Source organism: Chitinophaga ginsengisoli (genome assembly GCF_003014595.1).
In the GTDB taxonomy this organism is placed as follows: Bacteria; Bacteroidota; Bacteroidia; order Chitinophagales; family Chitinophagaceae; genus Chitinophaga; species Chitinophaga ginsengisoli.
This window is the reverse complement of record NZ_PYGK01000027.1, coordinates 1-13,616: the sequence shown is the minus strand read 5'-3', so window position 1 is coordinate 13,616 and position 13,616 is coordinate 1. Positions and strand designations below refer to the sequence as shown.

General features: G+C 47.1%; 10 protein-coding genes. 8 read left to right on the top strand and 2 right to left on the bottom strand.

Features of this window, described 5'->3' with window-relative positions:
• Positions 1 to 7: 7 nt before the first annotated feature.
• On the bottom strand, positions 8 to 847 hold the full coding sequence (locus CLV42_RS32980; RefSeq protein ID WP_106606216.1) for an SdiA-regulated domain-containing protein: 840 nt from the start codon (positions 845 to 847) through the stop codon (positions 8 to 10).
• A gap of 139 nt (positions 848 to 986) precedes the next feature.
• Between CLV42_RS32980 and CLV42_RS32975 the strand changes: the two genes are divergently transcribed.
• Genes CLV42_RS32975 through CLV42_RS32955 form a run of 5 tightly spaced genes read left to right on the top strand, consistent with a single transcriptional unit; the run spans position 987 to position 6,843 of the window.
• Positions 987 to 2,267 (top strand): Pycsar system effector family protein, encoded by a 1,281-nt coding sequence (locus CLV42_RS32975; protein WP_106606215.1) that lies wholly within the window; start codon positions 987 to 989, stop codon positions 2,265 to 2,267.
• A 2-nt stretch (positions 2,268 to 2,269) separates the two neighbouring features.
• The gene (ppk1, locus tag CLV42_RS32970) at positions 2,270 to 4,354 is read left to right on the top strand and encodes a polyphosphate kinase 1 (protein WP_106606214.1); all 2,085 of its coding nucleotides are present in this window, start codon (positions 2,270 to 2,272) and stop codon (positions 4,352 to 4,354) included.
• Between the two features lie 16 nt (positions 4,355 to 4,370).
• Complete coding sequence (locus CLV42_RS32965) at positions 4,371 to 4,883, top strand: thioredoxin family protein (RefSeq protein WP_106606213.1); 513 nt, start codon at positions 4,371 to 4,373, stop codon at positions 4,881 to 4,883.
• Between the two features lie 10 nt (positions 4,884 to 4,893).
• Positions 4,894 to 5,397, top strand: a complete 504-nt coding sequence (locus CLV42_RS32960) for a DUF4442 domain-containing protein (protein ID WP_106606212.1) — start codon at positions 4,894 to 4,896, stop codon at positions 5,395 to 5,397.
• Positions 5,398 to 5,439: 42 nt separating this feature from the next.
• Positions 5,440 to 6,843, top strand: coding sequence for an MBL fold metallo-hydrolase (locus tag CLV42_RS32955; RefSeq protein ID WP_106606211.1), 1,404 nt, complete (start codon positions 5,440 to 5,442; stop codon positions 6,841 to 6,843).
• A 298-nt stretch (positions 6,844 to 7,141) separates the two neighbouring features.
• Here CLV42_RS32955 and CLV42_RS32950 read toward each other — a convergent pair whose 3' ends face one another.
• Positions 7,142 to 9,679 (bottom strand): M1 family metallopeptidase, encoded by a 2,538-nt coding sequence (locus CLV42_RS32950; RefSeq protein WP_106606210.1) that lies wholly within the window; start codon positions 9,677 to 9,679, stop codon positions 7,142 to 7,144.
• Between the two features lie 178 nt (positions 9,680 to 9,857).
• Here CLV42_RS32950 and CLV42_RS32945 point away from each other — a divergent pair, with 178 nt between their 5' ends.
• From CLV42_RS32945 to truA, 3 genes are all read left to right on the top strand, one after another.
• Complete coding sequence (locus tag CLV42_RS32945; protein WP_106606209.1) at positions 9,858 to 10,358, top strand: biotin/lipoyl-containing protein; 501 nt, start codon at positions 9,858 to 9,860, stop codon at positions 10,356 to 10,358.
• A gap of 81 nt (positions 10,359 to 10,439) precedes the next feature.
• The gene (locus CLV42_RS32940; protein ID WP_170117741.1) at positions 10,440 to 12,257 is read left to right on the top strand and encodes a DUF4476 domain-containing protein; all 1,818 of its coding nucleotides are present in this window, start codon (positions 10,440 to 10,442) and stop codon (positions 12,255 to 12,257) included.
• Positions 12,258 to 12,361: 104 nt separating this feature from the next.
• Positions 12,362 to 13,114, top strand: coding sequence for a tRNA pseudouridine(38-40) synthase TruA (gene truA, locus CLV42_RS32935; protein WP_106606207.1), 753 nt, complete (start codon positions 12,362 to 12,364; stop codon positions 13,112 to 13,114).
• Positions 13,115 to 13,616: the final 502 nt, after the last annotated feature.

Here is a 13,616-nt window from a genome sequence, read left to right as displayed (position 1 = left end):
GATGAGTTCAATGGTACTTAAATTTCAGAATGCTGGCCTGCGATTCGTCTACTGCTTCGTTAGAGATGTACATATCGCCGTTTGCGGTGAAGGAGATGCCTTCCGGTTGCGGAAAGCGGCGACGCCGTAGATTATAAGCTTCCTGTACTTTACCGTCAAGGTCGGTAATAACGAGCAGGCGGTTGATAGCTGATACGATATATAGCCGGTGTTCTATCGGGTGAATGGCTGCACCGGATGGTCTGAAGCGACCTACATCCCCACCTGTTAATCTGGCAATATCGGCTACATTGATACGGTAGACTGGTGTGGTGTCATACTCCATGGTATTCAGCCGGAAACGGTAAGCGCTGGTAAAGCCTTCTCTTTTGTCTTCTTCGCAATTCTTACAAATGACAATCAGGCTGCTGTCTCTTGCGTCGAAATACAGGCTTTCAAATTCCCTTTTACCTGGAAGGGCGAGTTTATAATGAGTGGCATCTACCGTGTCGGTGAACATGCCATTCACATGATACAGGTGTCCATTACTTTTGAGTACAAACCAATCCGTACCGGTGGTGGCCAGATCTTCGTAGTCGCCGCTTCTGTCAAACTTGGAAGTAGGGTAGGGTCTGTCTGTACTCACATCGATGGAATAGATCTTGCCCTCTTCGTCATTGATAGACAGGATGTGATGTTCGTCAGGGGCCAGCACAATGCCTGATATCTCCTGCATGGACTGTCTGACACGGTAACGGGTAGGCTCTGCAAGATTATAACCTTTGGGAGAGCCATATTGTTTATCCTCGCGATTGAAAGCATTGCAGGACAGAAACAGGAAAAAGAACGCAATATATCTTACTTGCATAGATGAGTGGTTAATATTCAATGCAAAAACACAGCGAGCGACAGGCCCGCTGTATCCGGCATTGCGTATTCATGGAATAAAATTAACTTAAAAATGCAGTAACTTGCTGATCTCAGTTTTGCTTTTTTAACTAAGGCTTATGCAAACAGGATTAATCATAGAAGCAGCAGGATCATATGTTGCGAAGCAATACCAGGAACGTCCTCACCCTAACCTGGTGTATCATAATTTAGAACACACAAAGCTGGTAGTGGCGGCGGCACAGCAGATTGCAGCCCATTACCGGCTGGCGGACAATGATTTGCTCGTAGTATGTGTTGCGTGTTGGTTCCATGATCTGGGCTACCTGATGGGAGAAACGAAAATGCATGAAGAGAAAGGAGCAGAGATGGCCAGGGAGTTCCTGAATGTACAACAGATTCCAGAAAATGTACAACAGCAGGTGGTTGGCTGTATTATGGCTACAAAAATGCCGCAGAACCCACAGAACCTGTTGGAAGAGATCGTATGTGATGCAGACCTGTTTCACCTCGGTACCAAGGAGTTTAAAGAACGATCCCGCTTACTAAGACAGGAAATGGAACTGACACTGCAAAAAGAAATTCCAGGCGCCGTCTGGAATGCAGGCTCTCTGCGACTACAGGAATCCCACCATTATTTCACAGCATACTGTAAAGCATTGCTGCAACAACAAAAAGAAGAAAACATCGCCAAGTTGAAAAGTAAACTGGACAAACAGGAAGAAAAGGCCCAAAAGAAAGAAAAGGCCGCCGCTAAAAAAGAAGGGCATATCGCCTCCCCTGCTGATAATGGCAACCTTGCTACCATCAAGGAAGAGAAAAAAGGAAAAGAAGAGAAAAAGAAGGAGAAGGAAAAGGAACCCAAACCGGGAAGAGGCGTGGAAACGATGTTCCGTACCACTTCTACCAACCATATCCGCCTTAGTTCTATGGCCGACAGCAAGGCGCATATCATGATCTCGGTAAACTCTATCATCATATCCGTTATACTGGGGGTGTTGTTCAGAAGACTGGAAGATTATCCTAACCTGATCATCCCTGCCTTCATATTCCTGCTCACAGGAGTGCTAACTATCATCTTCTCCGTGTTGGCCACCCGCCCTAATATCAACATCGGAAAGTTCACCAAGGCAGATATCGACAGCAAAAAGACGAACCTGCTCTTCTTCGGTAACTTCCATCAGATGTCGCTGGAAGAATATACCTGGGGTATGACTGAAATGATGAAAGACAGCGAGTATGTCTACGGCAGCATGATTCAGGACATTTACCACCTTGGCGTGGTATTGGGCAAGAAGTATAAACAACTACGCATCGCCTACAACATCTTTATGTTCGGATTGATCATTTCCGTGTTGGCGTTCCTGATAGCAGCCCTATTTTTTCCGGTGAAGAATTAAGCATGAGTAACAAGACTATATCTACGAATGTTCCGCTGTATGACCGTGACCTTAGCTGGTTATCGTTCAACTATAGAGTGCTCTGCATGGCTAAAAGTGAGGACGTACCTTTGTATGAAAGGATTAAGTTCCTTTCTATCTTCTCTTCCAACCTGGATGAATTTTTCCGTGTACGCATGCCTGCTGTCCTGACGGTGAACAAGCTCTTACATCGTAATCCCGATGTAGCAGGAGAGGACATTCTTTCGCCAGATACATTGCCTGCCATACAACAGGAGATCAACAGGCAGCTGGGTGAATTCGGACGCACATTGACGGGAAAGTTACTGCCTGCATTAAAGAGTTACAACATACACCTGTATTACAACGAGCCCTTACATACCTTACATCTTGAGCCCCTGCGGGAGTATTTCCTGACAAAGGTACTCAGCTTCCTGCAGCCATTGTGGCTGCGGAAGAAGAAGCCGGAGGAGGTGTTCCTGGAGAATAACCAGCTTTACCTGGTTGTATCCCTCACAGAAGATACTACTCCTGATATGCAGCAATATGCACTGGTCAATATTCCCAGCGCTTCGCTGCCCCGCTTTATAGAATTGCCAGCACTGGATAATGTGTATTACATCGCCATGCTGGATGATGTGATCAGGGAGAATGTAGGCTTCCTGTTCCCGGGATATACGGTGACAGGTTGTTACAGTATCAAGATCACCCGTGATGCAGAAACAGACATGAACGAGCTGGCCAGCGATATTCTTGAACAGGTAGAGACCATGATCCAGAAGAGGGAACTGGGTATCCCTACCCGCTTCCTGTTTGATGCCACCATGCCACTGGCATTACAGAAACTGCTGGCTGTTTATTTCCACATCCTGCCGGAGGAAATGGTGGAAGGTGGCCGTTATCATAACCTGAAGGACCTGAACGACCTGCCTATGCCGGTAAAGTCGCCCGCCTTCAGTTATCCGAAACAGCCTTCCATACAGGTGCCGGCTCTGGAGAATGTATCCCGTCTGCTGGATGAAGTGGCCAAGCGGGATATCTTGCTGCACGCGCCTTACCAACGGTACGACTACATCCTGCGTTTCTTTAATGAAGCAGCGGTGGATCCTAATGTGCAGGAGATCTATATCACCCTGTACCGCATTGCTTCCAGCTCACAGATTGCGAATGCGCTGATCAGTGCTGCCCATAATGGTAAGCAGGTAACGGTATTTGTGGAGCTGAAAGCCCGTTTTGACGAAGCTAACAATATCCGCTGGGCCAAAAAGATGAAGGCCGCAGGGGTAAAGATCATATACAGCATACCCGGTTTGAAAGTACATGCCAAGATCGCATTGGTGAAACGCCGTAGGGGATACCAATGGGATTATGCTGGACTGATGGCCACCGGTAACTTCAATGAAACGACCGCGCGGTTCTACACAGATCATGTGATGATGACGGCCCACCCGGGTATTACACAAGAGCTCGAACTGCTCTTCCTGTACCTGCAGGCCAGGGAGCAACCAGTTAAGTATAAGTTCCTTACCTTCCAGCATCTGTTGGTAGCGCAGTTCAACATGATGGACCGCTTTAAGGAACTGATCAATCGGGAGATTGAAAATGCCCGCACAGGCAAACCGGCCAGGATCATCATCAAGCTGAATAACCTGCAGGAGAAAGAGATGATAGCCAGTCTGTATGCCGCCAGTCAGGAAGGTGTAACGGTTGACCTGATAGCCCGTAGTATCTGCTGCCTGGTGCCGGATCAGCCGGAAAGCAGTAATATCAGGGTTAGGAGAATTGTAGACCGATACCTGGAACATGCCAGGGTCTTTATCTTCCATAATAATGGTAATGAAGAGGTTTATATGGGATCGGCAGACTGGATGAACCGTAACCTGCACCGGCGTATAGAAGTGGTTTTCCCGGTATATGATCCGCAGTTGCAGGCGCAACTGAAAGAAATCATCCGCTTACAGCTGGCAGACAATACCAATGCGGTAAAACTGGATGCGGAGATTCGTAATATTGACATTGCTCCGGAAGAAGGTGTGCCGCGTGTCAATGCCCAGCAAGCTATATATCAGTATATACAGTCTTTGTAGACAGATAAATTAACGTATGCAGAAATATTTATTACTACCCATTGTGGTAATGATGTGTGCTATCAGCATGGCACATGCACAGGAGAAACCCTACCTGGATCTTCAGCACATCTATGATCCCGGTGCAGATGCAGCAGCAGATCTGCTGAAGGCAGAAAAACAGGCAGCAGCAAGCAATAAACATGTGCTGGTCCAGATAGGCGGAAACTGGTGCATCTGGTGTAAACGCTTCTATAAGTTTGTTCGGGAAGATTCGACCCTGAACGCTCTGGAAGAGAAAAACTATGTGGTGTACCACCTGAACTACAGCAAGGAAAATAAGAACTTACCCTTGCTGAAACAACTGGGGTATCCGCAGCGATTTGGATTCCCGGTGCTGGTGATCCTGGATGCAAAAGGCAACAGACTGCATACACAGAATTCCGGCTTGTTGGAATCGGCAGATACCTATGACAAAGAAAAAGTAGCTGATATGCTGAAACAGTGGTCGCCGGATGCCTTGAATCCCGCTTATTACACAAACCAATAAAGCTACCGCTATGGAGCATTCCACGTCTCATCCGGCTGTCCGCTCATTTATTCGTTTTGCAGGACACCCGTTTAAGTTCTCCCTTTACCTTTTATGGAAGCTACCCAGCGCATGGCTGGCAGGCGTGAGGTTGAAACAGTTGAATGAGCAGCAGTGCACCACGGTAGTTCCTTTTAAATGGTTATCCCAGAATCCTTTCCATTCTACCTATTTTGCCTGCCTGGCAATGGCAGCGGAAATGAGCACAGGACTAATGGCGATAATGTATATACGCACGGCCACTCCCAAACGTGTATCCATGCTGGTAACAGGTATGGAAGCTTCGTTTGTGAAAAAGGCCACCGGTAAGACCTGGTTCACCTGTAATGACGGCGGAGCAATACAGGCTGCAATAGCGCGTACTGCTGCTACCGGCGAGCCTGAAGTGCTTACGGTGAACAGCATCGGCAGAAGCCATGATGGCACAGTAATTGCCTCTTTCGCCATCACCTGGTCATTCAAAGGAAAAGCATAGACAGGAGATATACCATTACAGATCATTTTTCAAACACACCACATGAAAATTGCATTTCACGGCGCTGCACGCACGGTTACCGGTTCCAAACATCTTATTTCATTAAAGAATGGCAAGAAGATACTGCTGGACTGCGGTATGTTCCAGGGAATGGGCAGGGAGACCGATGCGATGAACGAAGACTTTGGGTTTGATGCAACGGCAGTAACACACATGATCCTTTCACATGCGCATATCGATCATACAGGACTCATACCATTGCTGATTAAAAGAGGATTCAAGGGACAGATCTATTGCACACCCGCCACATTTGATCTGACAGAGATCCTGCTACTGGACTCCGCCAAAATACAGGAAGACGATACTAAGTTCAAAAATAAGAAGCTGAAAAAAGAGGGCAAACCAGAAGTGGCGCCCCTGTATAGCGTTGACGATGCTAAGCGCAGTATTACACAGCTGAAGAAAGTAAACTACAGGACCTGGTTCCGGATTGATGATGATGTGGAAGTGTATTTCACCGATGCCGGTCATATCATAGGAAGTGCGTCTGTACACGTACGTATCACTGAAGATGGAAAGACCACTCAGGTCTCCTTCAGTGGAGATGTAGGTCGCTACAATGACGCTATATTACGATCTCCTGAAGTTTTTCCACAGGCAGATTACATCCTGCTGGAATCTACATACGGCAGCACTTTACATGCCGAAGCTGCTCCTTCAGATGATCTGCTGATCAAATACATTCACGATACCTGTAAAGTAAAGAAAGGGAAACTGATCATCCCTGCTTTCAGTGTGGGCCGTACCCAGGAACTGCTGTATGCACTGAACAGGGCAGGGTTGGAAGGCAAGTTGCCGAAGGTGGACATCTTTGTGGATAGTCCGTTGTCGATTGAAGCTACCGACGTCGTAAGGCATCATCCGGAGGTTTTCAATAAGACAGTGGCTAAACTGTTGGAAATTGACGATGATCCGTTTGACTTCCCCGGTTTGCACTATATAGAGACGGTAGATGAATCGAAAGCATTGAACTTCCGCCAGGAACCTTGTGTGATCATTTCTGCTTCAGGCATGGCGGAGGCCGGCAGGGTGAAGCATCATATTGCCAATAACATCGGCGATACCCGGAATACGATCCTAATAGTGGGATACTGTGAGCCGCAGTCGTTGGGTGGCCGCCTGATGAGAGGAGCGAAAGAAGTTTCTATTTATGGTACCCACTATGAAGTGAGGGCCGAAGTAGGGGTGATCCGTTCTATGAGCGCTCATGGCGATTATGAGGATCTTAGTCAGTGGTTGTCCTGTCAGGACCCAAGAGAGGTAAAGAAGTTATTCCTCGTGCATGGGGAGTATGAGGTACAACAGATATTCCGTAACTTCCTGATAAAGAAAGGGTTTCAGGATGTTGAGATCCCAGAGAGGCATTCTGAGATAGGATTGGGGTAACCTCGTCTTTGATTCATGTTCTATTTGAACAGGTACAAGCTTCGATTTAGCTTCGTTTTAACAATGTATCTCCTATGTTCATCCTACGTTAATCCTACGTTCATAAACGTAGGATGAACGTAGGATGAACATAGGAGATACATTGTTTGTACCTTATTATAACGGCGTTAAAGCGAAGAAGAGTAATACTCAGACCGGCGCCATAAGGTCATTGCTTCTTCTTCGATGACCGGAACATAAATTCATAAAAAAAGGGGCTCGTCTGACGAACCCCTTTTCCTTTATTGCTTTGACTGATTTAGTTCTTCAGCTCACTCGCCACTTTCTTCATAAAATCACTTTGCTTCAGTAGCGCCATTTTCTTGTCTGGGCTGGCTACCGCCGCTTTTTCTTCTTTATTTCTGGCTATTGGCTGCAGCAGGCTTACCAGGTAGTTGTTGACCATTTTGTTGTTGAACAGCAGTGCCATCTGTTTGATATCTTCCACACCTTTCAGCACTTCGTCGGTATTATCTACAAGGCTCAGGATAGACAGGTATTGAATAGCGGCATCCAGTTTATCCTGGCCACTGGCTTCATTGAAGGTTTTGGCAAAGAAACCGAGGTCTGCTTCATTGCCTTTCTGGGCGTATACACCTGCGATGGCATTGCTCAAAGCACCTTTGGAATCTTTTTCCATTTGTTTGGCCAGTGTATAGCTCTTTTCCAGGTCCAGGGCGCTCAGGCTTTCCAGGGCCGCACCTGCAGCGGCATAAGAGCGGTCTTTTGCAGCCGCTTCGAAGATCGACGTTAATTTAACGTCTTTCAGCGTACCCAGTTGTGCCAGTGCGGCAGCACGTACAGTTGCATTTTCGTCTTTCTTCGCCAGCTCCTGGAGGGTAGTAAAGGTGGCTGCCTTCACCGCAGGATCTGTCAGTTTCAGACCGTTGATAGCCAGCGCACGCAGGCCATAGAATTTATCTTTTAAGGCAGAGGCCACCACTTTCAGTGCCGCCGGATTGCTGCTCTGTTCTTTCAGGCAGGCTTCGATAGCTTCCCTGCGGTCCAGGTATTCCGGTGCGTGGGCATATTGGAAGATGTAAGCGTTGATATCCTTGTTCTCCGTTTTGGTAGCCAGCAGTACTTTGTCGCCGTCGAAGTTGACGAGATCTGGTTTGATCTCGGACGGGAAGGTGAAAGTGCTTACTTTATCGGTAACGGTCACCTGGTGACGAACCTTTTTACCACCGGCATAGACGTCTATCGCTACTGGCAGTTGGAATACCTTATTGCCGGGCTGTTGCTGTTGTACTGTAACGGTAACGGTTTTGCTTCCTTCATTGTAGCCGTAGTTGATATCCAGTACAGGATAACCCTGGCCGAAGTACCATTGGTTAAAGAACCAGTTCAGGTCCTGGCCACTCACTTCTTCAAAAGCAAGACGCAGCTGGTGAGCTTCAGCAGCCTTGAACGCGTTTGTTTTGAGGTAGAGGTTCAGTGATTTGAAGAAGGCGCTGTCGCCTACTACGTTGCGTAGCATGTTCAGGATGCGGCCACCTTTCTGATAGCTGATGGCGTCGAACATATCTTCTTTATCGTGGTAGTGAAAGCGCACCAGGTCTTTGTCGCCGGAGTACTGGGCAAACTTTTCATAGCTCTGCGCCGCTTTATAGGAATGATCGTCCGCAGCGTCTTTACCATATTTATAAGCCATCCAGAGGTATTCACTGTAGTCTGCAAAAGACTCATTCAGTGTCAGGTTGCTCCAGGATTCTGCCGTTACCAGGTCGCCAAACCAGTGGTGAAACAGTTCGTGGGCAATCACAGCCTCGTTATAGTTGTTGTTGTCCAGGAGTTCCCTGTCTGTTTTCTGCAGGAAGTCGCCATGAATAGTCGCGGTGGTATTCTCCATAGCACCTGACACATAATCTCTTACCACTACCTGGGAATATTTTACCCAGGGATATTCATATCCGAGTATGTTGGAGTAGAAGGTCATCATTTCGGGGGTATTACCGAAAATAGCCTTTGCATACGGAGCATATGCTTTTTCCACATAGTAATTCACTTCTTTGCCTTTCCATTGGTCTTTAATGATCGCGAAGTCGCCTACTGCCATCATAAACAGGTAAGGAGAGTGGGGAAGGTCCATCTTCCAGTAGTCAGTACGGGTGCCATCTGCATTGTTCTTCTGGCTAACCAGTTTACCGTTGGAGAGGGTTACATATTTTTTATCTACAGTGATGCTGATCTCTTCGGTTGATTTCTGGGCGGTACGGTCGATGGTAGGGAACCAGGCGGAGGCGGATTCTGTTTCACCCTGTGTCCAGATCTGTACCGGTTTGTTCTTTACACTGCTGTCAGGATTGATGAAATACAAGCCTTTGGCATCTGTAATAGCAGCACTGCCTTCGGATTTTACGTCGTCAGGGCGGGCTACATAGTCTATGTATACAGTAAAGGATTCAGTTCTCTGGTAATCCTTATCCAGGTCAATATGCAGTTGCAGACTGTCATACTTGTACTTGAGCGGCACATTCTTTCCACCTTTCACAATAGCTACCTGTTTGATGTCCATTGCTTTAGCGTCCAGTGTGAGGGAGTCTGTCTTGTAAAAATGCGGTTTCAGGGTCAGCCAGGCTTTTCCTATCAGATATCTTTTAGCATAATCAAAACGAACATCCAATTTGGTGTGAACCAGGTCATGCACTTTAGTTGAGGTGGCGCGATAGATTTTAAGGGAGGGATCTTCCTGCTGTGAGGGGGCCTGTTGCGCAGCGATCGGGGTAATGTATATTATCCCTGAGAGGCTTGCCAACAGTACACATTTGAGCGTTTGCTGCAAAGGTTTGAACATGATTGTTAACTGTTTTTGGCACGAATTAACAGGTTTTATCACAAATAATTATGATCTGAGCTGTTAATATTAACTAAATCATGATAATTGGCCATAAATAGGGATCATTCGCAAAACCCGCGGCCGGTAAGTGTTTAAAAATGTTATTTTTGTCGCTGTCCAGTTAAATTACCATGTTATGATAAAAACAATTGTGAATGGAGATCAGCCGTTTGTGGTCAATACGGAGATATTCCCTTTTACCTGTAATGGCCAGCCTGTCACATGGTCGGGAGTGGCGCTTCCTAATGGTAATCATAGTATTATACTGGATGGAAGGAGTTTTGTAGCCCAGGTGATCAAGGTGGACCGGGACACAAAAACGGTTACTATTATGATCGATCAGCAGGAATATGATGTGGTCATAGAAGAACCGATCGACCAGCTACTGGCAGCGATGGGGATGAAAGATGCCCTGACCCGTAAGGTAAATGACCTGAAGGCGCCTATGCCGGGTCTGGTATTGAAAGTGCTGGTAGAGCCGGGACAGGTCATTAAAAAAGGCGATCCGGTATTGATACTGGAAGCCATGAAAATGGAAAATGTGTTCAAGGCTGCGGCGGATGCCGTGGTAAAAGAGGTAAGGGTAAAGGAACGTACGGCAGTGGAGAAGGGGGAAGTGCTGGTTATCTTGGAATAGATTTTGTAACTAATTTAATCAATCATAAGCGATCTGGAATGACGGATTTGTCCGTCATTCGTAGTTATTCAAGAAATGTGTATGCCGCAATTTTTCAAGAGATCTATATTCACATTGTTTTTCCTGGGAATGACCTTCCGCATGATGGCCCAGGAACAGCTGTATTTTGTATACATACAAAGTGAAAGATCCCAGCCTTTTTATGTTAGATATGATGGTAAGCTGATCCCGTCGTCAGACAGGGGGTATCTGATCCTTTCAAAAATGCCGGCAGGTACGGCTTCTCTCCGGATAGGTTTTGCCAAAAGTGATGTGCCGGAACGTCAATACCTGGTGCGCGTTACAGGACCAGCGGATCAGGGATACCTGTTGAAACAGGACGCTGGCCGTGGATATGCGTTGTTTAATCTGCAGACTTTTGCGGTGATCAGACCTGGGGAGGAGAGGAAGAAAGAAGCCGTAGCAGTAGCGGAAACTCCGGCAGTGACAACACCGCCAGCGGAAGAGGCGCCAGCTCAGGATACAGCGACGGCTCCGGTGGTAGCAGCGAATTCACCAGAAACGACACCTGCACCTGCTCCTGTTCCTGCATCCGCAGATAGTGCATTGGTACCAGCGCCGCCAGTAGCTGTTTCAGAAGAGCAACAGAAACAGGCGATGATGGCATCTCTAAAGAAAGATCTTGATTCTACATTTCCTGCGAAAAGCGGCGTGACGGTAGGACCGGGCACCCGACCTGTAAAGCAGTCCAATAAATTCTCCCAGGCGCTGGATAAGGTAGTCAGCGACGACCGTCCGGATGACATACAACCGGAAGAGCCCAAGGCGCCGGTAGCTGCAGCGGTAGAGGCAGTAGCTCCGACAGTAGCGCCGGCTACTGATGCAACCGAAGCTCCGAAGAAACGGAGGAGAAGGAGAGAGCGGGAGCCTTTGACAGATGAGGAAAAACAACTGGCCAGTGCCGTACTGGCTGAAGAGAATAAATCAGCAGAAGCAGCTCCGGCAAAGGAGCAGCCTATCACAGAGGCAACTCCGGCGGTGGTACCTCCGGCAACGGAACCGGCACCACCGGCAACAAAACCTGCCACAGAAACGGCTAGTGCTTCTTCGGAAGCGGCCCCTGTAGTAGTAGCAGAACCAGTGAAGGAAGAGGCGCCTGCTTTGACAAAGAAGGAAAAGAGACAGCGGAAGAAAAAATCAGACGATCCGGCATTCATTGACTTCCTGGATACTGGCGGGCATCAGGCGCCACCGGCAGGTAGTGTAGCTGCACCAGCGACACCAGCAACAGCGCCGGCAACAGGGGATACATCTGTGGAAACAAGCACTCCTGCAGAAGAAGTGCCGGCAAGCCCTAAAAAGAAAAAACGCAGCAAGCTTGCTGAAAAGATCGATACAATAGATACTTCAGAACATCCCAACAATGTAGTGAATGACCCTACCGGCTATGAGGTGAGCGATTTGTCTATAGATCATCCGAAGGAAAGCAAAAAAGACAAAAAGAAAAAGAAAGAGGCAGAAGGGGAGAACGTTGATGTAGCCGCCCCGGTGGCAACAGAAGCGACACCCGCACCCAAATCATCTTCGCTGAAAATGATCAATTCTGATTGTGGAAAGGTGATGGATGATGATACTTTTCGCAAGATGCTGAGAAAATTCGTAGCTGGAAAAGACGATGACGGTATGCTGGATGCATTCCGGAAACAGACGAAAGGTTATTGCCTGGAGTCTGCACAGATAAAGACATTGGTGCAGTTAATGAGCACTGATGATTCCAGGTACCGCTTACTGGATTTGGCTTATCCGAAGGCGTATCATTCAGACGAATATGCCGGTTTGGAGAGCTTATTATCTGACAGTTATTACAAAGGACGTTTCAGAGCGATGCTGCACCGATAGCAGTTTGCATAAATTATCCGGAAGGTCACAGGGTTGTATGAAAGCAACTTTGTGACCTTTTTTGTTTTTTGGCCACGTACCTTCGCGTTTCGCAATCGGGAATTATGAGATATTTTATTGAGGTAGCATATAAGGGAACCAGTTTTAATGGTTTCCAGATACAGGAAAATGCAAACACTGTGCAGTCTGCGATAGATCATGCTATCAGTCTGTTGATGCGAACTAAAGTAGAGACGACGGGTTCCAGCCGCACGGATGCGGGCGTGCATGCGTTGCAGAATTTCCTGCATTTTGATATGGAGCAGCCATTACATCCTCAGTTCCTGTATAAGGTGAATGCGATACTGCCGCCGGATGTGGTGGTGAGACATGTGTATCAGGTGGGGGATGACGCGCATTCCCGCTTTGCGGCCCTGAGCAGGTCTTATGAATATACTTTGTATCTGCATAAGGATCCTTTCCTGCATGACAGGGGGTATTTTTTCCCTTACCGGCTGGATGTGGGGTTGTTGCAGGAAGCGGCGGGCGTGTTGATGGAGTACGAGAACTTTATGACATTTTCCAAGCGGAATACGCAGGTGAAGACGTACAACTGTAATATCATGTCTTCAGCCTGGACGGCGGGAGAGCACCGCATTGTGTACAATGTAACGGCTAACCGGTTTTTGAGGGGAATGGTGCGGGGAATGGTGGGTACGATGTTGCGGGTAGGGCGGGGCAAGCTGAGTATGCAGGGATTCCGGGAGGCGATAGAGAGCCGGAATTGTGTGAATGCCGATTTTGCGGTACCGCCGCAGGGCTTGTTTTTGATGAAGGTGAGCTATCCGGAGGGGTTGTTGAGTGAGCCGGTGCAGTAAACATTCTTTCTTAATATATTGATAAATAGTGTGTTAATATAATCATGCCAGTTATCTTTTAAAATTTATTTGGTGGTAACGAAAAAACTCCTACTTTTGCGTCCCGCTTTGATAGAAAGCAACGCACACAAAAGCTCTTTCCCAGGTACAGAATTTCTCTTTTTTTGATGAGGTATAATCAGCTGAAAAGCTTTATACGATTGAATTTAGAATGATCATTGCTAAATGATCGCTAAAATAAAAATCTTCAAAAAAATTTGGTGGTAATGAAAATTTAATACACCTTTGCAACCCCAACGCAAACGACGCGAACGGGGCACACACGAAGAAGTTCTTAAAGTATAGAAAAGATGTCAGGCAGTAAGTGCCACACAGATCGGATCTGAGACATTAACGAAGGTTAAGCGAATGGCTTAGCTAAAGTTCTTTGAAAGAATGGAAACAACAGCAAACATTATACACAGGTAATGTCAAGCGAAAACATTAGATAAATGACGTCTAA